The 24998-nt window shown below is 69.8% G+C and carries 21 protein-coding genes and 1 pseudogene; 12 read left to right on the forward strand and 10 right to left on the reverse strand.

Annotated elements, in window-relative coordinates; translation table 11 throughout:
- Nucleotides 1-75: 75 nt before the first annotated feature.
- Together ACTMTU_RS23890 and ACTMTU_RS23895 are read right to left on the reverse strand one after the other, a co-directional pair.
- Complete coding sequence (locus tag ACTMTU_RS23890) at nt 76-378, reverse strand: hypothetical protein (protein ID WP_441265523.1); 303 nt, start codon at nt 376-378, stop codon at nt 76-78.
- Between the two features lie 152 nt (nt 379-530).
- Nucleotides 531-1469, reverse strand: a complete 939-nt coding sequence (locus ACTMTU_RS23895) for a CHRD domain-containing protein (protein ID WP_441265524.1) — start codon at nt 1467-1469, stop codon at nt 531-533.
- A gap of 182 nt (nt 1470-1651) precedes the next feature.
- On the opposite strand from ACTMTU_RS23895, the gene ACTMTU_RS23900 reads away from it, so the two are divergent.
- Nucleotides 1652-2266 (forward strand): COG4315 family predicted lipoprotein, encoded by a 615-nt coding sequence (locus ACTMTU_RS23900; RefSeq protein WP_441265525.1) that lies wholly within the window; start codon nt 1652-1654, stop codon nt 2264-2266.
- 162 nt (nt 2267-2428) lie between these two features.
- Here ACTMTU_RS23900 and ACTMTU_RS23905 read toward each other — a convergent pair whose 3' ends face one another.
- Both ACTMTU_RS23905 and ACTMTU_RS23910 read right to left on the reverse strand, forming a co-directional pair.
- On the reverse strand, nt 2429-2959 hold the full coding sequence (locus ACTMTU_RS23905) for a YunG family protein (protein WP_441265526.1): 531 nt from the start codon (nt 2957-2959) through the stop codon (nt 2429-2431).
- 73 nt (nt 2960-3032) lie between these two features.
- Nucleotides 3033-4220, reverse strand: a complete 1188-nt coding sequence (locus ACTMTU_RS23910; protein WP_441265527.1) for a damage-control phosphatase ARMT1 family protein — start codon at nt 4218-4220, stop codon at nt 3033-3035.
- Nucleotides 4221-4484: 264 nt separating this feature from the next.
- Here ACTMTU_RS23910 and ACTMTU_RS23915 point away from each other — a divergent pair, with 264 nt between their 5' ends.
- The gene (locus ACTMTU_RS23915; RefSeq protein WP_441265528.1) at nt 4485-4952 is read left to right on the forward strand and encodes a GNAT family N-acetyltransferase; all 468 of its coding nucleotides are present in this window, start codon (nt 4485-4487) and stop codon (nt 4950-4952) included.
- Here the strand turns inward: ACTMTU_RS23915 and ACTMTU_RS23920 are convergent.
- On the reverse strand, nt 4879-5271 hold the full coding sequence (locus ACTMTU_RS23920) for a DUF1304 domain-containing protein (RefSeq protein ID WP_441265529.1): 393 nt from the start codon (nt 5269-5271) through the stop codon (nt 4879-4881). The genes ACTMTU_RS23915 and ACTMTU_RS23920 overlap by 74 nt on opposite strands.
- Nucleotides 5272-5590: 319 nt before the next feature.
- Here ACTMTU_RS23920 and ACTMTU_RS23925 point away from each other — a divergent pair, with 319 nt between their 5' ends.
- From ACTMTU_RS23925 to ACTMTU_RS23940, 4 genes are all read left to right on the forward strand, one after another.
- Nucleotides 5591-6835: an AAA family ATPase gene (locus ACTMTU_RS23925; RefSeq protein ID WP_441265530.1), complete on the forward strand. Its 1245-nt coding sequence runs from the start codon at nt 5591-5593 to the stop codon at nt 6833-6835.
- An 18-nt stretch (nt 6836-6853) separates the two neighbouring features.
- Nucleotides 6854-8683 carry a VWA domain-containing protein gene (locus ACTMTU_RS23930; protein WP_441265531.1) on the forward strand — a complete coding sequence of 610 codons (1830 nt, stop codon included), beginning with the start codon at nt 6854-6856 and terminating at the stop codon, nt 8681-8683.
- A 723-nt stretch (nt 8684-9406) separates the two neighbouring features.
- Complete coding sequence (locus ACTMTU_RS23935) at nt 9407-9535, forward strand: hypothetical protein (protein WP_441265532.1); 129 nt, start codon at nt 9407-9409, stop codon at nt 9533-9535.
- A gap of 85 nt (nt 9536-9620) precedes the next feature.
- On the forward strand, nt 9621-10736 hold the full coding sequence (locus tag ACTMTU_RS23940) for an MrcB family domain-containing protein (protein WP_441265533.1): 1116 nt from the start codon (nt 9621-9623) through the stop codon (nt 10734-10736).
- A 43-nt stretch (nt 10737-10779) separates the two neighbouring features.
- Here the strand turns inward: ACTMTU_RS23940 and ACTMTU_RS23945 are convergent, their stop codons facing one another.
- On the reverse strand, nt 10780-13743 hold the full coding sequence (locus ACTMTU_RS23945) for a Z1 domain-containing protein (protein WP_441265534.1): 2964 nt from the start codon (nt 13741-13743) through the stop codon (nt 10780-10782).
- Nucleotides 13744-13801: 58 nt separating this feature from the next.
- Entirely contained in the window at nt 13802-15355 is a 1554-nt protein-coding gene (locus ACTMTU_RS23950; protein WP_441265535.1) for an ATP-binding protein, read from the reverse strand.
- A gap of 484 nt (nt 15356-15839) precedes the next feature.
- On the opposite strand from ACTMTU_RS23950, the pseudogene ACTMTU_RS23955 reads away from it, so the two are divergent.
- From ACTMTU_RS23955 to ACTMTU_RS23965, 3 genes and pseudogenes are all read left to right on the forward strand, one after another.
- Nucleotides 15840-16787, forward strand: a pseudogene (locus ACTMTU_RS23955) (GlxA family transcriptional regulator).
- A 231-nt stretch (nt 16788-17018) separates the two neighbouring features.
- Nucleotides 17019-17741: a DJ-1/PfpI family protein gene (locus ACTMTU_RS23960; RefSeq protein ID WP_441265607.1), complete on the forward strand. Its 723-nt coding sequence runs from the start codon at nt 17019-17021 to the stop codon at nt 17739-17741.
- Between the two features lie 234 nt (nt 17742-17975).
- Entirely contained in the window at nt 17976-19607 is a 1632-nt protein-coding gene (locus tag ACTMTU_RS23965) for a phosphodiester glycosidase family protein (protein ID WP_441265536.1), read from the forward strand.
- A 276-nt stretch (nt 19608-19883) separates the two neighbouring features.
- Here the strand turns inward: ACTMTU_RS23965 and ACTMTU_RS23970 are convergent, their stop codons facing one another.
- Nucleotides 19884-20900 carry an SEC-C domain-containing protein gene (locus ACTMTU_RS23970; protein WP_441265537.1) on the reverse strand — a complete coding sequence of 339 codons (1017 nt, stop codon included), beginning with the start codon at nt 20898-20900 and terminating at the stop codon, nt 19884-19886.
- A gap of 240 nt (nt 20901-21140) precedes the next feature.
- On the opposite strand from ACTMTU_RS23970, the gene ACTMTU_RS23975 reads away from it, so the two are divergent.
- Nucleotides 21141-21854 (forward strand): class E sortase, encoded by a 714-nt coding sequence (locus tag ACTMTU_RS23975; protein WP_441265538.1) that lies wholly within the window; start codon nt 21141-21143, stop codon nt 21852-21854.
- Between the two features lie 61 nt (nt 21855-21915).
- Here ACTMTU_RS23975 and ACTMTU_RS23980 read toward each other — a convergent pair whose 3' ends face one another.
- A complete protein-coding gene (locus ACTMTU_RS23980; RefSeq protein ID WP_441265539.1) occupies nt 21916-23007 on the reverse strand; it encodes a sugar ABC transporter substrate-binding protein in 1092 nt (363 codons plus the stop codon).
- Nucleotides 23008-23310: 303 nt separating this feature from the next.
- On the opposite strand from ACTMTU_RS23980, the gene ACTMTU_RS23985 reads away from it, so the two are divergent.
- Complete coding sequence (locus tag ACTMTU_RS23985) at nt 23311-23628, forward strand: DUF6412 domain-containing protein (protein ID WP_441265540.1); 318 nt, start codon at nt 23311-23313, stop codon at nt 23626-23628.
- Nucleotides 23629-23719: 91 nt separating this feature from the next.
- A complete protein-coding gene (locus ACTMTU_RS23990) occupies nt 23720-24457 on the forward strand; it encodes a YidC/Oxa1 family membrane protein insertase (protein ID WP_441265541.1) in 738 nt (245 codons plus the stop codon).
- A gap of 29 nt (nt 24458-24486) precedes the next feature.
- Here the strand turns inward: ACTMTU_RS23990 and ACTMTU_RS23995 are convergent, their stop codons facing one another.
- The gene (locus tag ACTMTU_RS23995; RefSeq protein WP_441265542.1) at nt 24487-24822 is read right to left on the reverse strand and encodes a YnfA family protein; all 336 of its coding nucleotides are present in this window, start codon (nt 24820-24822) and stop codon (nt 24487-24489) included.
- Nucleotides 24823-24998: the final 176 nt, after the last annotated feature.

The raw sequence follows: 24998 nt of genomic DNA on the forward strand, positions 1-24998 counted from the left end.
CCCGCGTGGCAGCCCGTCCCTTCACCCGCGTGGGAGCTCGGGCCGGCTACGGCCCGGGCTCGTCCCCGTACCGGGTCAGCCGCTGCGCCGGGTGACCGTCCACGAGGCCAGCGCCACCCCGGCGGCCACCGTGAACACCGCGGGCCAGGCGCCGACCTTCTTGGCGAGCGGGTGCGACCCGGCGAACGCGGCGACGTACGCGGCGCTCAGCCCGGCCGCCGCCTTCGGCCCGGCGTCCTGATGCCACTGCCGGGCGGCCACGGCCCCCGCGGCGGCGAGGGCGACGCCGCCGAGGGGACGCTTCCTGGTCCAGCGGGCGACTCCGTACCCGCCGACGAGTCCGCCTGCCGCCACCGCCGCTGCGGGAACCCTGGCCATTGCTGCCGCCTCTCGCGCTTTCGCTGTCGTCGTGCCGACGTGCTGCCTGTGCCGACGGGGGTGCCGGGAGGCCGTGCCGTCGTGCCGCTCCGCCGTCGTTCAGGTCGTTCCGTCGTTCGGTCGTGCCGTTCCGAGCCTAGAACGTCCTCGTCCTAGTGGAAGAGCTGGCCCCTGACCGCACCGTCGGGGAACTCCTCCGTGTGGATGTTGGAGTAGAAGCCCCACGGGTTGTCACGGATCTCCTTGACCACTCCGGCGTGCTGGTCGTGCAGCCGGCCCGAGACAGCGAACAGGCCCTCCGGTACCGGCTTGTCGAAGAAGCCCAGCACCACGTCGCCGTTCTTGCCGAAGTCGCCCTTGTGGATGTGGGCGGCGGCGGGCGCCTTGATGTCCGCCCAGGCGAGCGAGAAGTCGACGGTCGTTCCCTTGGGGTGCAGGAACGTCACCGCTTTGCCGTCCCGGTCGTTGACCTTCGTCGCGTCGTTGTTGGCGACCTCTTGGGCGCCGTTGGCCAGGGCGCGCAGCTTGCCGCCCTTGATGATGTGGAGCGGATTGATGTTCTCGTGGAGCTGCTTCAGCTGGCCGCGCACGGCCCCGCCGGGGAACTCCTCGCTGTGCAGGTTCATGTAGAACCCGGAGGGATGCTCCGTCAGGCTCTTGGCGAGCGCCGCGTCGGTGAGGGTCGTATGCCCTGCCGCCGAATGCAGCGACTCGGGCATCGCGGTGCCGAACAGCGGCACCTTCACATCGCCGTTCTGCCCGGCGGCGCCCTCGTGGATGTGGCCCTGGCTGGGTACGAAGCCCTGCCACTGCATCGCGAAGACCACCCGGTCGCCCTTCACCTGCATCAGGGCGACCGCCTTCCCGTCCGGGTCGTTCACGGCCGCCCCGCTCGCGTCGGGCACCTCGTGCGCGCCGGTCATGACGACGGCGAAGGTGACGGCCTTGCCGTGGCTGGGCTTGGTGAACGTGGCAGCGGTGTGTGCGCTGCTTCGCCCGCCTCCGTGGCTGTCGTGCGCGACGGCTGGGACGACGCCGGCCACGGCCAGCACGAGGGCGGCGGCCGGCACGGCGAGAGTGCGCTTGTGCATTGCGGATGAACCTCTCATTCTGGGCCGACCGGTCGTGGTCGGTCGGGGTCTTGTACGCGTCGCCCGGGCGGCCCGTTCAAATGAGGAATCCGCTGAATCCGATTGAACAGCCGCTCAGTTGAGGCCGTACCACCCGCCGTACGCACAGCTGTTCACACACCCGGAAGCCGAGGGACACCACCATGCGCAGCACCCGGAACCCTGGCCGCACCAAGGCCCTGATCGCAGCCCCGCTGATGGCGCTGGCGCTGCTCACCGTGACCGCGTGCGAGGACTCCGGCGGCTCGGGCTCGTCGTACGGAGCGGGTGCGGCCGGGAAGCCGGCGGACCAGCAGCAGGCCGCGTCACCGGCGGGCGCCCCGGCGGAGGCGCCGGCGGAGGAACAGCCCGCCGCCGACGGGTCCGCGGACGCGGCAGCGCCGAAGCAGCCGCCCGCCCCCTCCATCTCGATCAGGACCGCGGAGTCGGACCTCGGCACGATCCTCGTCGACGACCAGGGCCGAACGCTGTACGGATTCACCAAGGACAAGCCGGGCCAGGCCAACTGCGACTCCGACTGCATCGCGGTCTGGCCGGCGCTGATCTCCGCCAAGGACGTGACGGCCGGCGAGGGCACGGACGCGTCGCTGCTGAAGGAGATCAAGCTCGGCGCGGGCGCGGAGCAGGCGGTCTACGGCGACTGGCCGCTGTACTACTACGTGGGCGACGTGACGGCGGGCGACGTGAACGGCCAGGGGCTGGACGGCGAATGGTTCGTGGTCGCGGCGGACGGCAAGCTCATCAAGTCGGAGGCGTGACGGGCCCTCCGGGGCCGGCCCCGGTCAGGTCTGGTCCGGCCCGTTGCTTACGGAAGCTGCGCGAGGACTCCCGTACGGCCGCGGCGAACTTGGCCGGAGCCGTGTCGTGGACCGTGTGGCCCGTGGGGAGTGACACGAGCCGGGTGTTCTTGCGGCGGGCGGTCATGGCCGCCGCGTGCTCCGCGCCGAGCACATCGCTGTCGGTCCCGTGGACGAGCAGTGCGGGGCAGTCGCTCGCCAGCCAGTCGTCCCAGTGGTCGCCCCGGACATGTCCGGTTCTGCCGGTTGCTGCGCGACCATGGGGCCGCCGGCCAGCCGGGCACGGACCCGGCGGTCCAGCAGCTCGTACTCCTCCGCGCGACGCCGGGGCCGGCCGGCGGGCCTGGTGACGGTACGGCCGGCGGTGACCGTCTGGCCGAGCCGGAACTGGTCGCGGGTGAGGTCGATCTCGGTGCCGTCGGGCAGCCGGTTCCACCAGTGGAAGCCGTGCTGTTCACCGTCCAGGTGCACCTCGCCGACGACGAGATCGCCGCCGAGCAGATCGTGCACGACGAGGGCCGTTATGTCGCAGTGCCCCCACGCCGGGTTGCCGGCGCTCCACCCGGCGCGCTCCTCGTCGTCGGCGGAGCAGGTGTCGGCCCCCCAAGAGGCGCGCAGAGCGTTCTCGATGCCCGTCAGGGTGTGCGGTGCCATGCGATGCAGGATGCCGCAGGCCACTGACAATCCCCGGGGCGGGCGGTTCACCCGCTGAGCCGACGCGGCACCCTCAACCTCGGGACCGGGTGTCGACCTGCACCAACGCATGGGTGCCGCTGGTGCGCCATGCCTCCCCGCTCGCCTCGAGAGCGGCCAGGACATCGCGGTCCAGGCCGGTGATCACGTCCGACTTCAGGGTGCGCAACGCCGCGACCGGGCCCGGGAAGTACGCCGTCCGCTCCGCGAAAGGCGTTGTCGGGGACCACAGTTGGTCGCCGACGAGACGCCGGTAGTTCAGGTCGCCCTTCAGGACCGTCACGCTGGCGGCCGCGAACTGCCCCCGCAGATCGTCGGGCATCGCGCTGTACGGGAACGGAGCGCAGAAGAACTCGTGCGCGCGGACCGTCAGCCGCCCGGCGGCCGTCGCGGCCCACAGGCGCCGGCCGATCTCCGCGGCGTAACCGGCCGCGGGCGCATGGGTGAGCCGGCGCAGGCTGTCGACGACGTCCGACATGGTCGCGTCGGAGATGTAGTACGGGTGCGGCTTCACATGGAGGACCACCTCCGCGGCACGCTCCGAGTGCAGAAGGTGGTCGATGAGGACGAGGTCGGGGATGAGTTCCCGGCCCGCGTTGTCCGCGACGAGGTGCACGGTCGCCGCGCCGCCGGTCGGCAGGAGGGCCCACAGCGCCGCACTCTCGTCGGCCACCAGACCCGAGTCCCGGCCGGCGGCCGTCGACTCGTGGGCGCCGCCGGAGTCGATACGGAAGCCGAGATCGGCGCGGTTGCCCCACAGGGAACCCAGGAGGAGCGCGGGCGCCTGGACGTCGGCGGGCCGCCCGGACAGTTCGTCGAGGGCGGCGAGCTCCTCGTCGACCAGCTTGCCGGCCAGTTCGGCGGCCTTGAAGGGACCGAAGGGATCGATGCCCTGCCAGGGGCCGGGAGTGAAGTAGCCGAGAGCGCCGAGGAGTTTGCGGTAGAAGAAGCTCTCGGCCCACAGGAACGGCACGTCGAACCAGGACCGGCCGAAGTGCTCCCGCCCCCACGCGGCCCACCGCTCACGGTCGTGCGCGTCCGCGTCGAGCGGCTCGATCACGCCCTCCGTGGCCTCGGCGAGCAGAGCGTCGAGGGCGGCGTGCTGCGCGGGCCCGAGGGGAAACGCGTCCCGCACCTGCTGGATGAGCACCGGGTGCCGTTCGGCCAGGACGGCCCAGGGGAACGAGCCGGGTTCGCTGCTCACGATCACTTCGGCCGGCATCAGGTCTCACGTACTCCTCGGTCGCTTCTCGGGCCCCGGTCGGTATCGGTGCGGGCGCGCCGCCGTGGGCCGGTCCGGGGGCAGGCCCGTGACGCCCGGCGCCCGGCACCTCGCCGTATCGCGTCCCGGCACGGGCCGACCGTACCCGCCGGGCGCGCGGACACACGCGCAGCGCCTGCCCCGTGGCTCGAGTGTCAGCCAAGGCTCCCGCGCGGTCAGCCATGCGGACGGAGACCGGCACCCGCGCCGTGCCAGACTTCCCTGATGGAGATCAGGACGGCGCAGAAGGACGACTTCGAGGGCTACTTGGGCCTTGCGGCGCAGGTCGAGCACTGGTTCGGCCCGATGGTCGACGACCCCGGCTTCCACCAGGCGGTGACCGAGCACATCGGCCGGTCGACCGCGCTCGTCGCCACCTCCGGCGGACCGGACCTGCTCGGCGGTCTCCTGTTCGGCCCGAGCCACCCGACCCACCACGTCCACTGGCTCGTCGTCTCGTCACAGGCTCGCGGCCGGGGCGTCGGCAAGGCGCTGATGGCGGATGCCATGAGCCGGTTCGTGCGGAGCGGCCCGGCCACCGTCGAGGTCGTCACCTTCGGCCCCGACCACCCCGGCGCGGTCACGAGCGGCGCCCGCGTCTTCTACGAACACCTGGGATTCACCCCGGCCGAGGCCACGGAACCGGGCCCGGAGGGCGGCTCCCGGCAGATCTACCGGATGACATTCGCCTGATCGCCTTCCGGCCCCCGTAAGCGCCGCGCTGGAGGACGTCGGCCGGCAGCACGACGGCCGGGGGCAGCGCCTGCCCGAGAGAGCCGCGCCACAGCTCGGGATCGGAGACGAAGAGCATGATCCCGCCGCCGACCATGAAGAACGACAAGTTGATGATCAGCGTGCGGCCGACCGTCTCGTGCCCCAGGTGCAGCGTCACGAACCCGGCGATCAGGCCGAGGGCGAGGAACAGGTTGTAGAAGCCGACGTTGAACCGCCACAGCCGCACCTCGGGCGCGTCCGCCGTGCTGTCGAAGCGTGTCGCGGTACGGAAGATCACGCCGGGGAGCATGGCAGGCAGGACAGCGGCTCGAACAACCGGGGGCCGGTCGCGGTCGCGCCGGTTCGCTCCGCCCGAGGCAGTCCCGAAAGGAGGCCGCCCGCCTTCGCGTGAGAACGTATTTTGACAACCGATCGGAGACAGATGGGGGCGTGGGGGCGTCGCGGCCTGCACTTGATCTCGCTCCGGCAAATGACTGTTTCTGAGAACAGCACGGCGTCACCGTTCCCACCTCGGCTACTTGTCACGTCCTCGTGGCTTCCGAGGCCAGGGGCCGTCTCCTCAGAACCAAGAGGGCGTCACAGGCGGGGAGTTGAACATGGGCGCACAGGACGCACAGGACGCACAGGACGCACAGGACGCACAGGACGCACAGGACGTGCTGGACACGGCCGGCCGGCTGCGGGCGATCAGTGACGAGCTGGCGGACCGTTTCTACGAGCGGGCCGACGTGGTCCGGACGCTGGTGGTGACGCTGCTGGCGGGGCAGCACTCGTTGGTGCTCGGCCCGCCCGGAACGGCGAAGTCCGAGATGGCCCGGGAGCTCACGAGCAGGATCGACGGGGCGGCCTACTGGGAGATCCTCCTGTCGAAGTTCACCGCGCCGACGAGGATGTTCGGGCCCATCGACGTCGCCGCGCTGGCCCGGGGCGAGTACCGCCAGGTCTACGACGGCCGGGCCACGACCGCGCACGTCGCGTTCATCGACGAGATCTTCAAGTGCTCCACGGCGGCGCTGAACGAGACGTTGGGCTACCTCAACGAGCGGATCTACCACCCCGAGAGCGGCGGCGAGCCGATCCGCTGCCCCCTGATCGGAGCCATCACGGCGAGCAACGAACTGCCCGGCGGAGAGGACACGGCCGCGATCTACGACCGGCTGCTGGTGCGGATCGAGGTCGGGTACCTGGCAGACCCGTCGAACTTCGCCGCGCTGGTCCGCTCCGCCGTCAGCCGCCCGGCCGCACCGACACGGACCACGATCGAGCTGGCCGCGCTGCAGCACGCCGTGACCGAAGCCGTCCCGGCCGTCGACGTTCCCGACATGATCGTGGACGCCATCTGCACGCTGCGCGCCGCGCTGCGCCGCAAGGAACTCGTCGCGTCCGACCGCCGCTGGCGGCAGGCGGTGCGCCTGCTCCAGGCGTCCGCGTACCTCGACGGCCGCCCGGCGGTCGCCGAGACCGACCTGTCGGTGCTGACCCACGTGCTGTGGGACTCTCCCGCCGAACGCCCGACCGTCGAGCGCGAGGTGCTGCAACTGGTCAACCCCGACGCGAAGGAGGCGCTCGACCTGGCCGACACCATCGAGGAACTGGAGGCCCAACTGGACGCCATGGCCGGGCAGTCCCGTGAGGCACTGAGCGAGTGGGTCATCAAGAAGGCCCACAACAAGCTCGCCATGGCGGGGAAGCGGCTGGAGAAGCTGCGTGAGGAGGCGGCGAACGCCGGCCGCTCCACCGCGGCCATCGACCGGGTTACCGGCCGCCAGCGCGCCCTCCGCGCCCGCGTTCTCACCGAGGCCCTCGGTGTCGACGCGAGCATGGTGCAGGCCCAGCTCTGACCACGGGGAAACAGGACCATGGGTGAGACAGGGGCCCGGCCGAACGCGACATGGGGCGGGCCGCATGCGACAGGCGGCGGGCCGGACGAACTGGGTGAGACGGTGAGCCGGCCGGGCGGGGCGGCCGGCGAGTCGGGTGAGACGCCGGGCGGGGCGGCGCGCGAGCTGGGTGAGACGCCGGGCAGGCCGGGTGAGGCGGCGCGCGAGCTGGGTGAGACGGTGAGCAAGCCGCGCGAGGCATCGGCCGGGCTGGGCGAGTTGGCGAGCCTGGCCGGGAAGTGGCTGGGCCTGTCCGCCGCCGCTCCCGAGCGGCACACCGCGGCCGTGGTCGGGGACCGGTTCGACCGGATCACTTGGCGCGACACCTACGAGCAGTCGGCCGGACTGCGCGATCTGGCCGAGGAGCTCGGCCGGCGCGACGACCACACCACCGACCTCCTGACCGACGCGTTCCTGGCCGCCTACAAGGTCGCCCCGCGGTTGCGCGAGCGCGCCGAGATGGACCCGTCCCGGCTGGTCAACCACCAGGTCATCACCTCGCTCATGGAATCACCGGCGTTCGCCGAGCTGCGCCGGGAGACGGCGGGCGACCCCTACGCCGCCGCCATGGCCGTGCTCGCCCAGGCCGCCGCGCTCCGACGGATGCTGGAGCGTTCCCGGGACGCCCAGGGGCGGGCCGAGCAGTCGAGGAAGGCCCAGCAGGGCATCGAAGGAGCGGCGACCGCCGTGAGCGAGGCGCTCCAGCAGGCCGCCGACGCGGCCAACGAGGACGGCGCCGTACCGGCCCGGGCCGCCGACGCCGTGCAACAGGCGATCGAGGCGGCCGAGGCGGCGGAGACCGCTGAACGGCGGGCCGCCCAGGACGCCGCGCAGGTCCTCGCGGCGGCGACCCCCGGTATCCGCGCGGCCGCGCGGAACGCGGCGGCGAAGGCCGCCGAGGCCGTGCGGCAGGAAGCCGCGCTGATGCGGGCATGGGGCGTGGGTCCCGGCGAGCTGGAGCGGATGCCGTTCGACGAGCGTGCGCGGCTCGCGGAGCGGCTGCGCACCGGCCGTCTCGCACAGTGGGCCGAACTGATCGGCCGCTTCCGACAGATGGCCGACGGTGAGCGTGCCCGCAAGGTGGAGAACGCCACCGGGGAACTGGTCGGCGTCACACTCGGCAACGACCTCTCCCGCGTCATCCCTTCCGAACTGGCCAACCTCGGCCTGCCTGAGCTGCGTGCGGTGTTCGCCGCGCGCTACGCCGCCGGGGAGCTGATGCTCTACGACAGCCAGGGAGAGCAGAGCACCGGCAGGGGCGCGATCATCGCGTGCGTGGACACCTCGCACTCCATGTACGTGGAAGGGCCCGGCGGAGTCACCCGGGAGGCGTGGGCCAAGGCGTGCGCCCTGGCGCTGCTGGATCAGGCCCGCCACGCGGGGCGCGACTTCATCGGCATCCTGTTCTCCTCCGCCGACAAGATCCAGGTCTTCCGCTTCCCGGCCGAACGGCCTGCCGACATCTACGGGGTCCTCGACTTCGCGGAGACCTTCCTCGGCGGCGGCACCAGCTACCAGGCGCCGCTGACAGTGGCGAAGGACCTGCTGGGGGAGGAGTTCAACGACGCCGCACGCACGCGCGGCGACATCGTAATGATCACCGACGACGAATGCGGCGTCACCGAGGAATGGATGCGCGGCTGGAACGACGCCAAGCACCTACTGGGCTTCCGGGTCTTCGGCATGGCCATCGGCGCCCCGCGAGCCGCCGAAGCCGGCTCGGTGCTGGAGGCGCTGTGCGACAACCTCCGCTCCATCGACGACCTGATGGACGTCCACGCGGCGGCGGATCTGTTCCGGGTGATCTGACGGGGTCTCCTCCCCCACAACCGCGACGCGGGAGAGGAGCCGCTCCATGGCGCAGAAGCAGGCGACGACCGTGGAGGCGCTGAGCGCCACTCAGCTCCCCGAAGCACCGAGCCGCATGCGGTGCAGGAAGTCTGCTCCGGGGCGCCGTTACCGACCAGCCGGTTCGGTGAATCACGCGAAAGAGGAGGCATGGGAGCCGGGGGCGGCCGGCCCTGCCTGGCGCCGCTTCGAACGAAGTCCTGCTCGTGATCCGCGTCGTGGTCCTGGTGGCGGCTGAGACCGGCCAACGCCGTCGGTCAGCCGAGCCGGCGGTCGAGAGCGCCCGCACGAAGTTTCCGGAGCCGGCGGTAGAAGTAGCTCTCGGCCCCCAGGAACGGCACGGCCCTCGGAGGTCTCCTCGGGGAGCGCGTCGAGCGTGGCGTGCTGCGCTGGTCTGCAGGGAACGCGTCACGCACCTGCCCGATCAGCGCTGGGTACCGCTTGGCCAGCACTCCCCAGGCGACCGACCCGGGCTCGTTGCTTGGGCATCGGGCGTCACGTACTCCTCGACGGGAGGCGCTCCGTTTCATCCAGACGACAGCACGGCTTTCTCCCTGCATGCCCTCCGCCGGAACCTCTCCTCGGCACCCTGCTGTGTGTCAGCGACCCGGGCGCACCCGCGCCGAGACCCTGATCGGCCTCTACTGCACTGTCCACCACCCCTCAGGTGCAGGCCGCAGCTGCTTGAGCGTCGCTAGGGCCCAGGAGTCGGCGATCGACGTGATCACCGACCTCTTGCTCTGGCTCCGCGCCCACGGTTTCGACCCGGACGAGGCGCTGGACCGGGCACAGATGCTGTCGGAGATTGAATAGCCGTCGCGCGTAGGTTCAGCATCGCTACCCCGAGATTCGGTCGATCCCTGGGCTATTGGCAATGTTCATGAAGTAGCGTCTGGTCATGGACATGAGAGACCTGCTCCTGCGAGTGGCTGAGTTGTACGACGCCGGCGCCGGTACCGAGGGACATGTGCCTGGCCAGCAGTTGCTGCGTAGCGTGCAAAAGCGCAAGGATTTGACCTTGCCTGACGGCTACATAGCGAAGGCGAGGGGTGGTCAAGGAACAGCGGCTGCAACGCCCTGGATCGGAGTGTTCGATCCCCGTATCACTGAAGATCCCAAGCAGGGCTTGTACCTGGCGTACATCTTCAGTGCCGATCTGCGGACCGTGACACTCACGCTCCAGCAGGGTTCGACGAACCTCGAGCGGAAACTGGGCAGGGGGATCGCTCTGCGGCAACACCTCGCCCGTCGGGCCGCTGGAATTCGTCAACAGATGCCTGGGGACAGTCTGCAGGGGTGGCAGAGGCAGCCTGATTTTCGAGATCGTGGAGCGAGGGCGCAGGCTTACGAAAAGGGGAGTATCGTCGCACGCGCTTATCAAGTGGCCAGCCTTCCTCCGGAAGTGAAAATTCAGGCCGATCTTCTACGGGGGACTCGGTTGCTTCAGGATGCGGCGGCGGCTGAGAAAGTGTGGATGATCGATGAGGGTAAGAGCACCACCCAGGTTGGTTATGAAGGCGTGGGTCATACTGTGGAAGATCCGCTGGGTGGGTTCCATCCGAAAAATAGCAGTGAATACCTGGCGAATATTCCAGCCAGGCAGCAAGTCAAGAATCGTGACCATGAACGTTTGATCGCCGAGTTTGGGCCATATGTGCTAGAGCGGGGATATAAGCCGATCACTGACCTAGTGCATCCCAGGGACTTGGTGCTACGCGAGAGGGTTCCTCGCTCGATGCATTCGGGCGCTCCTGAGTGGCTCGTCGAGGTGAAGGTTATTCGTGCAGGGAATCCAACCTCGGCAGTGCGTGAAGTTATGGGCCAGTTGCACGAGTATAGCTATTTCCTCTATGGCGAGAAGAGCTTGCCTCGGCCCCATCTCATAGGTCTCTTCACGGAAGATATAGGAGTCTACTCGCACTATCTGGAGGGACACGGCATCGCGTCGATCTGGAAGGCGAGTGCTGGCTGGAGCGGGTCAGCTCTCGCTGCAGAGTGGAATATGGTTGGTTGATCCGATGCCCGGATTGTGCTGGAAATGCCCAGGGTCGAGCACACTAACCGATGGTGACGATCGGGTTCTTGAGTGCAGAATTTATTGCGCGGAAGCGCACTAGGCCTGAGCCAGGCGGGATAGCGGAAGCGGGGGCTACGAGCGAGAAGACCATAGCGACCTTCCCGGGGTGCAGGGTCCCCCGTGTTGTGATTGCTGTGTCAGGATCTTCTTCGATCACCGGGTACAGAAGCACGGCGCCGCGGCGTGGTTTCGTGAAGTGCTCGGTGACGGGATCAGCGGTCGGGGGCAGTGCGCCCGCTATGCGCCGTGCCGTTGCTCGATGCTTTGGGTCACTGATACTTCCGAAGAGTTCGACCCTGCGGCGCTGGCGGTGTGAAATGGCGAGAGGTTGACTGTCGCTGATCCGTGCTTCGAGGCGGCGTCCTGAGGTGTGCTGAGGTGCGATAAGGAGCCAGTCGTCAATCAGGTGAGGGTGGCGACTCAGATCCTGCAGGTACTCCAAGTGCGGTTGGAAGGCAGAGGGGTTCCACCACTTTAGTTTGGTCAGCACTCCCATGAGGTCGCTGTGACTGATGGAGGCGGTGAGTGCAGACAAGCGGTACGTTCGACCACGATCTGCGTGATGGTAAGTGAACTCGTCTCGATCCACGCCCATGCTCTTCACCAGCGGCATCCATAGCTCAGTATTGTGCTGGAGGTCAATACTGTGGGTCGGGTGTGCCGTGGGTTCAACTATCTGGCCAGGGGTTCTCATTTCGACCAGTTCGGCGTTGAACATCTTATTTCGCGCCGATGGTTTGATCCAAGGTAGGTGTTGAGCTACGAGAGGCGGGATCTGCCATGGAGTGACCTGCGGCTTCCCATCAACGAGTTGGGCGTATTGGGAAAGTTGGGAGCGGAACGCTTCCTCATCCCGGCAAATGGCCTCGAACACTTCGTAGAGATCCAGAGCCTGGCCCTTGCCATGGGGCTCCTCCCGCCCAATGTAGAGCCTGACCAAGTCGCGGTAGCCCGGGCGGAACCCGAACCAGCGGCCCATCTGCATCAGGGTGTCGGCCTGCTGGGTGGTGCGGCGGTAGTACGTCGTTGTCAGGCCTTCGATGGTGAAGCCTCGGGAGAGCTTGGTGCCGCCCACGAGGATCTTCCAGACATGCGGCGTGCGGTCGAAGTCGAGATCGAGCTGCTCGAAGTACTTGTCGGAGTTCCCGTTGACGATGACTACGGGGTTGCCGCCTGATCCAATGCGCTGGCGTGCTCGGCTTACGTAGGGACGCAGCGCTGTGTACGAGGCGGGGACGGGCAGGCCTTCAGCGCGGGCCTCGCAAACGGGAGCGAAGTCCGTCTCCCATAGTGCTTCGAGGCGCTCGTGGCCGGCGGTGGATGCGTATCCCGCCTGGTGCCACATGGTGTTGATGCGCAGGGCGAGATCCGCGTGGTCATCGACCTTCACGGATTCGTGCACCAGCATCGTGTGGTGGCGGAACGGACCGTCGGGGACACCATGGTCGGCGCGGAACAGCTTCAGTGCGCCGGACAGCACGAACGAGTCCATGGCGTCCAGGAGGCGGTCGTCCATGTCTGGCCCGACCCCGCGGACGTGGGCCTTCTCCTGAGAGTTGGCGTAGGTCCGTTCCTCGTGAGGAATGGCGGTGTCCAGGTCGTGGAAGTCCTGAACGCCCATGTACCCGGCAGGGCGTGGAAGCGAGATCAGGAAGTCAGAGGGGAAGATGTCCTCGGAGTCGCCTGGGTCGACAAAGACGTTGGCGAACGGCGTCGCTGTGTAGCCCACATACTGTGCGCGCGGGAGAAGCGTGAGGAGCTGCGATATCAGGGCATTGATAGCCGTGCGTTCGGTGCGGCCCTGCTCCCACTTCTTGGGATTGGACGTGTTGACAGAGGCCTGGTCGGATTCATCGTCGATGATCAGGACCGGCAGCTCGCCGAGAAGGCCGTGGATCTGCTTGAGGTCCTTCACCAGCTTGGTGAGAACCGACTTGTTCTTCTTCACCACGACCATGCGGGCTGCCGTGCGGTGGAGGTTCGCGGGGTCGTGGAGTGGCCGGGTCGGCTCGCGCTTGTCGTACTCGAGTGCCCTGATGCCCTGAGCGAGGCTCTTGTAGTCGTTGTCCCGGGTGGTGAGCCGTTCGATGTCGAAGGCTCCGAGCGTGGACGGGCGCCCACCGTGGCGTATGAAGTCCGGCCAGTCGTTGTCGTCGTCGCCGACGTAGTCGATGCCCACAAGGGAGTCGACATCGCCCGGATCGGCGCCCCGGAGGATGTTCTCCTGGCCGATCAGCTCCATATCGAGACGCCTCTGCGTCTGCGCACGCAGCAGGTTGAGGGTTCCCGCGAGAACGATCACCAGCCGGTATCCCGCGTCGATGGCCTTGGCTGTCACGCCGGTGAAGTTGGCCGTCTTTCCCGACTGGACGTAACCGACGACAAGCCCTTTGGTCTGGCGGGCTTCCGGCTGCTCCGGGTCCGCGAGGCGCTCGACTACTGCCCGGCTAGCCTCGTCCAGACTCGCGATGGCCGCGTCGGACCAGCCCTTGTCCTGGAGCTTGCGCTCGTAGGAAGACCAGTAGAAGGCGCGTGCCGCCGCCTTCTCGGGCGTGTACCAGGGGGTGAACTCCCGTGTGATCACAGTGGCCGGCGGGATCGCCGGCACCGGTACGACGTCATCCAGCGCCTTGCGGAGGTCCGTGCTGAGCCTGAGCAGCTCGTATGCGGCCGCTCGGCGCTCCTCGGTGCGCGGCGCCGCGTCCAGAGCCCAGTCCGGAGCCTCAGCGAAGTCCCAGGCGGTGAGGGTGCGGCTCCAGAGAGACTTGAGCGCTTCGGCGCCGGTATCTGAGCCCATCAGCCGGGCCCGGAAGGTTTCCTCGGTCAGGTCCGCGTCCGGAGCGTCCTCGTCAGCGACGAATGCCGCCCACTTTCCGAACGGCCGAGGACCGTCCTGCATCGCCGCCAGCGCGGAGGTGTGGATCTTCAGGAGCGTGTCTGACACGGGAATCCTTGTGATGAGTCGAACGTCGGAGCGGTGATGACGAGGGAAGGCGAGCGGGTCAGTCCATACCGCGTTCGCGGCGTTCTCGCTGGGTTCTGACAGACGTGAGCAGGATGGTGTTCCAGTAATCGATACGGTCCTGTCGGCCCCGTTCCCAGCGACCCAGACCGAAGCAGTCCTCCAGAAGGAGGTACAGCAGAGTCTTGGTGACGGGCGCGTCGTTGGCGCCACCGCGTCTGCCATCGTTGAAGTCCTCGCGGAAGGACTTGTTGAGCAGCACGGTGTTGGTGTCGCGGTTGAGCTCGAAGAAGCGGTCCGCGGGCAGCGGCACCCAGGAGAAGGCGATGGGGTCTTCGCCGGGTTTCTGGGGCAGTTCTTCGGTGATGACCCGCTTGATCTTGGGGTCGATGCCCTTGCCGGGTGCGGTCACCGGTTTCCGGACGATCTCTGAACGCTTAGCGCCGTCCCGGTATGCCGCTTCGGCGTCTGCCAGGTATGCGGGAAACGAGTGGCCAGCGGCGTCGACGGCCCTCTCCACGCCGGCGGTGAAGGAGGGAGTCACCGTGACTCCCTCCTTCTTCACGTCCAGACTGAACACCGGGTTCGGGTGGGAGGGGAGGTCGACCTCGATCCGAGCAAGTGCGAGATGGCCTTCGGGGGTGCGCAAGTTGTTCCAGCCGCCCGCCTGCACGAGACGGTCGTTCCGGTAGAAGTAGAAGCCCTGCCGTTCGTTCAGCGAGCCGATCTGGCGGAAGCCCGCCTGCCGGGACTTGGCCGGCCAGATGTGGGCTGTCAGCTGGATATCGCCGACTCCTTCGACGGGGGCCGTGTACTTCTTGGGGTACTGCGCCCGTCCCGGAACCTTGTAACCGAAGGGGTCCAGAGCTTCCACCGCGATGTGGTCCAGCTCTTCGCCGAGCATTCCCTCGCCGGAGCTCACGTCCCACACCGCGATGTCGAGCGCTAGTCCGCGGGAGAGGAAGCGATGCAGGTAGAGGCCAAGGTGGGTCTCAAGCCGGGAAATCGCCCGCGACAGGTACTGATCGCTCTGCCCGGGAGTGACGGTACGGAACGCGCGCACGAGATCCCACCGGACCACCGTTCCCTGCCACTCGATGATGCCGTCATAACAGTCGACGAGGTCCTGTGCGTATGCGGGATCAACGGTGTCGCAGCGGAAGTCGTCGGCTATGCCCTCGGCGGTCAACCGCCGTCCCGCCGCGCGGCTCCGCTTGGTGCGGCTGACGACCGTGAGTGAGTCGGCGTGAGAGAGGGAGGCGGCCTTCAGACCCGTGCCGTACATGCCGAGAGCGCGGTCGTCGTAGTCACGCCGGTGTCCCACGGTCATGGCCGCGTCCAGTGCCGAATCATCCATGCCGTGACCGTTGTCGACGATCAGGAGGCTGAGGATGCGCTCCGCGTCGCGTAGGAAGTGCACAACGACCTTGTCAGCCCGGGCGTCGATCGAGTTGTCGATCAGGTCGGCGACGGCGACCTCGAACCCGTAGCCCTGATTGGTGAGTGCTTTGGCGTAACCCGCGTCTGGAGGCAGGTGCCTGCTGCCGGCGGTCGGAACCTCGTACTGCCAGGAGGCAGCGGAGTCATGGCTCATGGACTGGTTACTTCTCCCATGCACACAGGACTGGGCCCGTGTGGGGGAAGAGCGGCCCGTCAGCTCATCAGGTGAAATGCGAGATTATCGCAAGTCCTTTACAAGTGTCAGCGGCAGCTCCGTCTCAGCCTTGAGCGCGATGGGTGTTGCCGGTGGAGTGGCTGGATCTCCACGTCATGGCCGTGAACGCCGCCCGGAGCCGCTTGCCGCCCGCCCGGACCCGCCTGCGCCGCCCTTGGAACTGCGACCGGTCCACCCATCCTTTCCTGGTCGGTCGGCGTCCCGTCCCGTGTGAGTCGGCGGGCGAAAGGGCAGCGACCCCGTGATGTCCGCACGGTGCAGTTGTGTGCCGCCGTCCCGCGATACCGCGTGCACGACGCGTGCCCGGGAAGGCTCGTCGGGCTTCGGCCGTGGCAAGGTAGGTGAAATCGCCCCCCGGGAACGCTAGTTGAGCCGGGAAGCCATCGACGTAGGCTCCGGCCGTATGCAAGTAGTCGCGGTGCTCGCGCTCGACGGAGTGTCGGCCTTCGATCTCGCCATTCCCTGCCAGGTGTTCACGCTCGCCACCCACCCCGACGGTTCTCCCGCCTACGACGTGCGGGTCTGTGCCGATCGGGCCGTCACCGCGAGTGCCGGGCCCGCGCAGCCGTTCCGGCTGTCGTCCCCGTACCGGTGGGACGACGCCCGGGACGCCGACACCGTCATTTGCCCGGTGTTGCCGCCGAGGAGGAGCCCCACCCGCGGGTGCTCGGGTTGTTGAAGGACGTGGCGGCCGCGGGGAAGCGGATCGCCTCCATCTGTACCGGGGCCTTCGTGCTTGCCCGGGCCGGGTTGCTGGACGGGCGGCGGGTGACGACCCTCTGGCGGTTCGCCGACGCGCTGGCCGGCCGGTTCCCCGGCACCCAGGTCGACCCTTCGGTGCTGTTCGTCGACGAAGGGCAGGTTTTGACGTCCGCCGGGATCGCCGCGGGCCTCGACCTGTGGTCTGCACATGGTGCGCCGCGACCACAGCGCGGCGGTCGCCGCGGACGTCGCCCGCATGACGGTCATGGCGCCGCAGCGGACGGGCGGGCAGGCGCAGTTCATCGAGTACCGGGCGCCGGAGTGCGACTCCGCCGACCTCGGCGCGACACTGCGGTGGATGCGGGACAAGCTGGGCGAGCCGCTGACCGTCGCCGACATCGCCGCCCACGCGATGATGAGCAAGCGCAGCCTGGCGCGGCACTTCCGCGCGCAGACGGGCACAACTCCGCTGCGCCGGCTGCTCGACCATCGCCTCCAGCGCGCACGGGAGCTTCTGGAGAGCACCGAACTCCCGATGCGGCGGGTCGCGGAGGCCACCGGCTTCGGGTCGGTCGAGACGTTCCGGCACCACTTCGCGCGTCAGGTCGGGACCACACCGTCCGCGTACCGCACGGCCTTCCGTATCTAGTCCCCGCCCGGCCGGCCGGCTGGCCGCATCTTGCGCACCATGGGCACTGGAGCCGCCGTCACCGGGCGCCGCGTGCCGGAAGACTGAACGCGTCTTCGACCCCCGGGCGCCCGGCGACAGGCACTCGGGGGCACGGCTCACGCGTCTTCACGGAGGACTCCCTTGCCCCCCTTGCACAGGCGAAATCTGCTCCGGTCCGGTGCCGCCGCGGCGATCGGCGGCGCCGGCCTCGTGGGTGCCGCCGCTGCTCCGGCCAGTGGCGCAGCGTCCCAAGGCTCCTCACCGGCGCCCTCGCCAACAACCGCAAGCGCAACCGCAACCGCAACCGCGACACAACCCGTGGGCGCCCGGCCGCGCCGTGAGCCGTTACGCGTCCACACGGTGCTGTACGACGGCGTCGAGGAGCAGGACTTCGCCGGCCACGTCGAAGTCTTCGGGATCGTCGGGGAGGAGCGCATCGCGCAGACCTTCGTCACCGTCGACGGGCCCCTGACGGTGAAGACGTCCGCCGGTATGGAGGTGGTCTGTCGCGCTCCCTGGTCGCCCCGCTCCGCCGACCTGATCGTCGTGCCGGGCGCCGGATACGGCGAGGGTTCCGGCCTCCAGCGGGAGGTGCGGCGCGGCGTACTGCCCCGCGCCCTGAAGGCGGCCCGGCGCCCCGGCCTGATCCTCGGCGGGGTGTGCACCGGCACCACGCTCCTCTCCGCCGCGGGCATCACGACCGGACGCCCCTGCACCACGCACCACATCGCCACGGACGACCTCGCGGCGCAGGGCGGCCGCGTCGTCGGAGGCCGGGTCGTCGACGACGGTGACCTGGTGACGTGCGGCGGGGTCACCTCGGGCATCGACCTGGGCATCTGGCTGCTCGAACGGTTCTTCGGCCCTGAGGTGGCGCTGTTCGCCGAGGAGGTGCTCGAGTACGAGCGCCGCGGGACCGTGTGGCGCGCCTGACCGCCGGGCCCGGCCGTCTGCCGGGTCCGCCGTCCGCATCGACCCCACGGCACGGTGCGGACGGCGGGCCCAGCGCGCGGCTGCACGCCAGACATGCCCGCCCGCTCAGTATCCGTCCGCATTCATCTGCGGGAACGAGTGCCTTCAACCGGGTAGTTGTGGAAGTTGTGCCCCAGGACACCTGGCGGCGATGCAATGTCACAGCCGTACGGTTCCGACGATCGAAGGGCAATCATGCAGCGAAAGTCCCTCTCCATCCTGGCAGCAGCCGCGGCGGTTCTGGGCGCGGCCGTGGTCGTGCCCGGCGCGGAGGCCTCGCCACCGGTCTCCGGATCCGCCGCGGCACCGGCGTCCCCGGTTGCCGCGACGGCAGCCCCCGGTGCCCGTTCCGCGACGCCGTCCCTGCTTCTCGGCGCCACGTCCGAGACCACCACCGTGAGACCGGGCGTGACGCTGACCTCGATGTCGCTGGGGAAGCGCGACGCCGACGACCAATGGACCGTGCACGTGTATCTTCCGGCGACCGTGGACGGGCCGCTCAAGAGCGCGGGTACGGCGCTGGGTTCGAAGGCGATCGCCGACCGGGTCGCCGACGCGGTGCGGGACAAGGGCTTCACCCCGCGGGTGGAGCGGGTCGTGATCCCCGCCTACGCCGACCGGCCCGCCGGGACGCTGGGCTGGACCGTGCGGGTCGGACGGTACGCGGCCGAGGCGGACGCGGCGGCGGTGCTCAGCCAGGTCCGGGCGGCCGGGTTCGCGGGCGGCACCCGCTACATCCCCCAGGACGGCAACGACATCGGCGCACCGCAGAAGGTGCACGTACTGCGCGTGGACTTCCGCACGTTCGACGGCACCGTGGGCACCGACTTCGGACCGGCGCTGAACGGTACGGAGAAGCTGACCGACCTCATGGCCGCGACCGGCGCGACGGCCGGCGTCAACGGCCAGTGGTTCTACAACAACGCCCCCGGCGGCCTGTACGTCAAGGACGGCAAGCTGCTCGGCTCCGCGACCCAGGGCCGCGGCGGCGTGAAGATCACCCGCGGGGGCCGTTCGGTCGAAGTGGACGCCTTCACGGCGCACGTGACGCTGCGGGCCGGTGGCGAGACGGCCGAGATCGACGGCGTGAACCGGGTGCCCGGCGACGTCTGGAACTGCGGTGGTGTGGGCGGTGACCTGCCCACCGAGAAGCCCCAGCACGACCTGCGGTGCACCGACAGCAGCGAACTGGTCCGGTTCACCCCGGAGTTCGGCAGGACGCCGACCGGCGCCGGGGCCGAGGTGGTGCTCGACGCGACGGGCAGGGTGACCGCGGTGAACACGTCGCGCGGCGCGGCGGTGCCCGACGGCGGGTCGACCGTCCAGGCCATCGGGGACCGGGCCGGCTGGCTGCTCGAGCACGCCACGGTCGGGAAGAGGATGACGGTCACCGAACGGGTGGAGGACAGCCGGGGCCGCATGGTCGCGCTCACCCCGGACACGACGATCCTCCAGGTCGGTCCGACCTTGGTACGGGACGGGAGGGTCTCGGTCAACGCCGCGGCGGACGGTCTGATCCGCGAGGGCACGGACCAGACCTTCACCTACAACTGGACCGTGCGCAGCAACCCGCGCTCGATGATCGGCGTCGACGGGCAGGGCCGGATGATGCTCGTGGTCGTCGACGGCCGGCAGGCCGGGTACAGCGAGGGCCTCGGCATCGGGAGGACCGCTGAGCTCATGAAGGCCCTCGGCGCGCGTGAGGCACTGAACCTCGACGGCGGGGGATCCAGCGTCATGGCGACCGCGGACTCCGGCATCGTCAACCGGCCGTCGGACGCCGCCGGTCAGCGTTCGCTCGGCAACGTGCTCCTCGTCCGCCCCTGACCCACCGGCCCGAACCCGGCCCGGCGCCGGTCGCGGACCCGACGGGACCCGGTGTGACGAACCTGGCCCGGCCCCGGCCCGACGGGACCCGGACCCGGGCCAGGACCGACCCGGAACGGGCCCGGACCGAGCCCGGGCCGGCATCACGAGCGGGCCGCTGCGCACCGACCCACCCCGGTCGGTGCGCACGGCCCGCTCGCCGCCGTTCGCCCCGCTGCGCACGCGAGAGCGCGCCGTCTCGTCGGCGGCGCGCCACGCGTCCGCGAACCGCGGGGGCTACAGCTCCGCCACCCCGTGGCACTCCCCGTACGTCCGCCCCGACCCGCACCAGCAGGCCGCGCCCTTCGGCGGCGGCCAGGCGACCGCGCGGCCGCGGGCGGCCAGCGTGGTCGCGTACTGGGGGAGGAGGTCCGCGTTCGCGGGCGAGGACTGCTCGGAGGCGGCGAAGGCCTCGTACGAGGGGACCGTCGCCGTCACGATGCCCAGGTTCTCCGTGCCCGTCGCCGACAGGTCACGCAGGGAGGCCTCGATGTCCGTGAGGTGGGCCCGGTGGGTCGGGTACTCGGACTCGAGCTGGGGATACGCCTCGAGGAGTTCGTCGAGTTCCGCCTCCGGCCAGTGGAGGACCGCCACCGGGAAGGGGCGGGACAGGGCCGAGCGGTAGGAGCCCAGTTCGGAACGGAGACGGGCGATCTCGGCCTTCAGTTCGGCCGGGTTGTCGGAGCCGAGCGCCCACAGACGCTTCGGGTCGTGGAGTTCGTCGAGGCTGACGTCGGGGGTGTGACCGGAGTGGACCCGGTCGGCCAGGGAGTCCCACTCGTCGTGCGGGAGGCCCAGCAGGCGGCGGACGCGGTGGCGGCCCGAGAGGAGGGACCGGGTCGCGTAAGGGACCTCCTCGCCCTCGGTGAGGAGGATCGACAGTGCTGTCGAGAAGCACTCGTGGGAGGCCTCGAGCTCGTCGTGGTTCTCCAGCGTCTCTGCGACGATCTCCCACGGCGCGGCCTCCGCCGGCGCGGCGGTGCGGATGCCGCTGATCAGGGCGCGGGCCTCGGCCTCGTGACCGTACTCCCAGAGGTTGGCGGCCTGGAGGGCCTTGACGAGCTGCGGGTGCTCGGGGTTCTCGGACGCCAGGAGGCGGTCGTAGAGGGTGGAGGCACGGCCGCGTTCGCCGGCGAGTTCCAGGTGGGCTGCGGCCTGGAGGAGCAGCGGTTCGGCGTCCTCCGGATACTGCTCGGCGGTACGCAGCAGGCGCTCGGCTTCGGCAATGTGGTCAGCAGGCGTGTCGGGGCGCATGCAGCACACCGTACTGCTGTACGGGGCACGGCAGGGGGCCGACCCGATTCCGCCCCGGGCCGGACCCTGGTGCCGGCCCCGCCCGGTGCGAGCGGGGCCGGAACGCTGGTGAGTTGAAGGCGCTGGCCCTACCCTGCGCCCGTGCTTAGGCGGTGGGAGCAGCGGCGGTCATGGCCCCGGGCTGCGCGCCGGACGGGGACACGGCAGCGGTCACCGTTACGGGGCCGGCGGCAGGGGCGTGTGCGGCTCGCCCGTGTGCTGTGGGCCACCGCGGAGGCCGCCGTCACGTTCGGCGTCGTCGTGCTGCTCCTCGTCGCCCACCAGTTGTGGTGGAGCAACCGGCAGGCCGAAAAGGGCGCGGAGCGGCAGGTCCAGGCACTGGAGCGGCGCTGGGAGGGCGAGGCTCCACGTCCCGTGCCGGTGCCGGACGAGACGGGACAGGAGCTCGGTGCCGCGGAAGCGACGGGCCCGGAGCCGGAGCCCGAGCCGGCCCGCCCCCGCCGGGACCAGGCGTACGCCGTCCTGCGCATACCCAGCCTCGGTGTCGTCGCGCCCGTCGCCGAGGGCGTCGCCAAGCGGGGTGTCCTCGACAAGGGGTACGTCGGGCATTACCCGCGGACCGCCCAGCCCGGCCGCGCCGGGAACTTCGCCGTCGCCGGGCACCGCAACACCCACGGCGAGCCCTTCCGCCGCATCGACCGGCTCCGCCCCGGCGACGTCGTGGAGATCGAGACGCGCGACGCGGTCTACGTGTACGCCGTCGACAAGACGCTCACGAAGACCTTGCCCGGCGACACCGGGGTGATCGAGCCCGTCCCGCGGAGCGCGGTGCGCCCCGCCGCCGGGTACGGCGCGGCGGGGCACTACCTGACGATGACGACGTGCACGCCCGAGTTCAGCTCGAAGTACCGGCTGGTGGTGTGGGGCCGGCTGGCCTCGGTGCGGCCGCGCTGACACGGGTACGGGCGCGGCGTGACGACCACGGACCGCGTGGCGCACCGGCACCCGGGAGCGGCTACGAGAGGCCGAGCTCCGCGCAGGCGTCCGCGAAGGCGGGTTCGCAGATCTGCTCCACCGTATAGAGGCCGTCGGCGACGACGGTCTCCTTGATGTTCTCCTTGGTCAGTGCGATGACCGGGATGCGCACGGTGGGGACGGACTTCTCCGTCGGAGTGTCGATGTCGGTGTGCGCGGCGGCTCCGAGGGACATGTTCCTGGCCAGCAGGATGGCCATCTCGGCGGCGGCCGCGGCCTCCGGCGCGTACTGCTTGTAGACCGTCATGTACTGATCGCCGGCGACGATGCGCTGCACCGCCGCGAGTTCCGCGTCCTGGCCGGTGACCGGCGGGAGGTCGGACAGGCCGGCGGCCTTGAGCGCGGAGATGATGCCGCCCGCCATGCCGTCGTTGGCGGAGTAGACGCCGACGATGGCGTCCTTGCCGAGGGCGGCGATCGCCGCGTCCATGTTGTCCTTGGCGTTCTCCGGCTTCCAGTCCTTGGTGTCGTACTCCAGGCCGATCTCCACCTTGCCGTCGAGCTCGGTGTGGGCGCCCTTCTTGAACATGGCGGCGTTCGGGTCGGTGAGGGCGCCGTTCATCATGACGACCTTGCCGGACCGGGCGTCGTCGCCGAGGGCCTCGAGCAGGGCCTTGCCCTGGATGTGGCCGACCTGTTCGTTGTCGAAGGAGACGTAACCGTCGATCGGCCCCTCGGCGAGACGGTCGAAGGCGACGACGGGGATACCGGCCTCGTCGGCCTTCTCGATCGCGCCGGCGATGGCCTTGGCGTCCACCGCGTCGACGATCAGTACGTCGACCTGCTCCTCGATCATCGATTCGAGCTGCTGCGTCTGCAGACCGGCGTCGTGCTTGGCATTGGCGTAGAGGACCTTGCCCTTGCTGTTGGTCAGCCGGGCTATGCGTTCCTCGATGACCGGTTTGTCGAACTGCTCGTAGCGAGCGGCCTGGTTCTCCGGAAGCAGCAGACCAACAACGATGTCATCGCTCAGCCTCACACCCGGCTCCTCGGTGGTCCCACAGCCGGAGAGCGGTACGACCATCGCGGCGGTGGCGGCTGCGACGGCGGCACGACGCAGAAGTGCGTTCATTGGTTGAATCCAACCTCCCTGACAGGCCGCATCATTTGCAGCCAAGGTGGCCGAAAGCCAACTCTGTGGGCCGAGAAGCGTCAAGGCCTGCACAGTCAACGTGACCGCAACGTGATTCTGAGTAATCAATCGTTCAAATTCTGAGACCGGTGTTGCGGGCGGGCGGGGCCGTGGGCTTGCCCATCCCGCGGAGGCCCAAGAGGCGCATGGGAAACGGGAACCCCGCGAGGGAGTTGTTCGTCCTCCCGTGTGCGCGAGGCCGGCGCGAGCACCCCCGGCCGTCACGGACAGAGGGAGGGGCGCATGGCCGGTCGCACGGCTCGGCTGCTCCGGCCCGCCGCGCTGCTGCTCCTGCTGCTGATCGAGATCGTCCTCGTCGACGGCGGCAGCATCTCCGCCGCGCTCGCGCTCGCCGCGACCGCCACCGCAGCCGTCGGATCCGCCCTCCTCGTCTGCGCCGTCATCAGCGCGCGCTGCGCGCCCGTCGTGCCACGCACCCGCGTCAGGACCGCCCTGCGCGACCGTGAGCAACGAACCGCGTTCCTGCCGCAGCGAGATCCCGATGCCCGGGGGCGAACGCGTCCCAGGGCGCCCGGTCGTCCCCTCCTGACGGCCCTGTAGGCGCCCACACGCCACCACGCAGTCCCCGCGCGGGCCGTCATGCCGTCATGTCCTCGTTCCCGGCACGACGAGACCCCCGGAGGGCTCACCCATGTCCGTTTTCGCCGCCCTGGTCGAACAGCTCGCGGAGCTGCTCCGGCCGCTGTTCGCCGCGTCCGCCACCGCCGCCGCGATCATCGCCTTCACCGCGCTCGTGCGCCTCGCCGTCCATCCGCTCTCTCGCGCCGCCGCGCGTGGCCAGAAGGCCCGCACCCGCCTCGCGCCGCAGCTCGCCGAACTGCGCACCAAGTACGGCAGGCACGCCAAGGATGCGGAGCGGCTTCAGAAGGCCACGATGGAGCTGTACGCGCGGGAGAAGGTGTCGCCGCTCTCCGGCTGCCTGCCGAGCCTGCTCCAGCTGCCGGCGTTCTTCCTGATGTACCACCTGTTCTCGAGCGCCGAGATCGGCGGCGAGCCGAACGGCCTCCTCGGCCACTCGCTGTTCGACGCGCCCCTCGGCGACCGCTGGACGGACGCCCTCGCGCACGGCGGGATGTTCGGCGGGGCCGGACTCGTCTACGTCGCTCTCTTCGTGATCGTCGCCGCCGTCGCGACCTTCACGTACCGGCGCACCAAGCGGCAGATGGCCGCCGCGCCCACGACCGGCGAGCAGCTGCCGGGCATGGGGGCGATGATCAAGGTCATGCCGCTGCTGTCGTTCGCCACGCTCGCGACCGTCGCCGTCGTACCGCTGGCCGCCGCGCTCTACGTCGTCACCTCCACCACCTGGACGGCGGCGGAGCGGGTCTTCCTCTACCGGGACACGCCCGTGCCGATGGCGCAGCTCTGAACGGGCTCGGTGCGGTCGGCCACCGTGGATCAGTGGCCGCGCGGCGCGTACATGATGACGGCCATCCCGGCGAGGCAGATCAGCGCGCCGGCGATGTCGTAACGGTCGGGCCGGTAGCCGTCCGCGACCATGCCCCATGCGAGGGAACCGGCGACGAAGACCCCGCCGTACGCGGCGAGGACGCGGCCGAAGTTCGCGTCGCTCTGGAAGGTGGCGACCACGCCGTACAGACCGAGCGCGACCACCCCGCCGCCGATCCAGAGCAGGCCCCGGTGCTCGCGAAGGCCCTGCCAGACGAGCCAGGCCCCGCCGATCTCGAGAAAGGCCGCAGCGAGGAAAAGGGCGACGGAGCGTACGACGGACATGGCACCGACCCTAGCCGGGCGGATGGCCCCGCCCTGCCTGGGCGACGACGCCGGCCGGGCGGGCGGCTGCCTCGTGCGTCGCGGCGGGCGCGCGGCGGCGGGGCGCCATCGGTCGGGGCAGGGGCCAAGCCCTTCGGGCACCGCCGCTACCCGTCGGTAAGGGTCCAGGTGGTGAA

Source organism: Streptomyces sp. OZ13 (genome assembly GCF_052068155.1).
In the GTDB taxonomy this organism is placed as follows: Bacteria; Actinomycetota; Actinomycetes; order Streptomycetales; family Streptomycetaceae; genus Streptomyces.

Coding starts and splice junctions, on each gene's coding strand:
- ACTMTU_RS23890 (WP_441265523.1), bottom strand. CDS start 378: ATGGCCAGGGTTCCCGCAGCGGCGGTGGCGGCAGGCGGACTCGTCGGC.
- ACTMTU_RS23895 (WP_441265524.1), bottom strand. CDS start 1,469: ATGCACAAGCGCACTCTCGCCGTGCCGGCCGCCGCCCTCGTGCTGGCC.
- ACTMTU_RS23900 (WP_441265525.1), top strand. CDS start 1,652: ATGCGCAGCACCCGGAACCCTGGCCGCACCAAGGCCCTGATCGCAGCC.
- ACTMTU_RS23905 (WP_441265526.1), bottom strand. CDS start 2,959: ATGGCACCGCACACCCTGACGGGCATCGAGAACGCTCTGCGCGCCTCT.
- ACTMTU_RS23910 (WP_441265527.1), bottom strand. CDS start 4,220: ATGCCGGCCGAAGTGATCGTGAGCAGCGAACCCGGCTCGTTCCCCTGG.
- ACTMTU_RS23915 (WP_441265528.1), top strand. CDS start 4,485: ATGGAGATCAGGACGGCGCAGAAGGACGACTTCGAGGGCTACTTGGGC.
- ACTMTU_RS23925 (WP_441265530.1), top strand. CDS start 5,591: ATGGGCGCACAGGACGCACAGGACGCACAGGACGCACAGGACGCACAG.
- ACTMTU_RS23930 (WP_441265531.1), top strand. CDS start 6,854: ATGGGTGAGACAGGGGCCCGGCCGAACGCGACATGGGGCGGGCCGCAT.
- ACTMTU_RS23940 (WP_441265533.1), top strand. CDS start 9,621: ATGGACATGAGAGACCTGCTCCTGCGAGTGGCTGAGTTGTACGACGCC.
- ACTMTU_RS23950 (WP_441265535.1), bottom strand. CDS start 15,355: ATGAGCCATGACTCCGCTGCCTCCTGGCAGTACGAGGTTCCGACCGCC.
- ACTMTU_RS23965 (WP_441265536.1), top strand. CDS start 17,976: ATGCAGCGAAAGTCCCTCTCCATCCTGGCAGCAGCCGCGGCGGTTCTG.
- ACTMTU_RS23970 (WP_441265537.1), bottom strand. CDS start 20,900: ATGCGCCCCGACACGCCTGCTGACCACATTGCCGAAGCCGAGCGCCTG.
- ACTMTU_RS23980 (WP_441265539.1), bottom strand. CDS start 23,007: ATGAACGCACTTCTGCGTCGTGCCGCCGTCGCAGCCGCCACCGCCGCG.
- ACTMTU_RS23985 (WP_441265540.1), top strand. CDS start 23,311: ATGGCCGGTCGCACGGCTCGGCTGCTCCGGCCCGCCGCGCTGCTGCTC.
- ACTMTU_RS23990 (WP_441265541.1), top strand. CDS start 23,720: ATGTCCGTTTTCGCCGCCCTGGTCGAACAGCTCGCGGAGCTGCTCCGG.
- ACTMTU_RS23995 (WP_441265542.1), bottom strand. CDS start 24,822: ATGTCCGTCGTACGCTCCGTCGCCCTTTTCCTCGCTGCGGCCTTTCTC.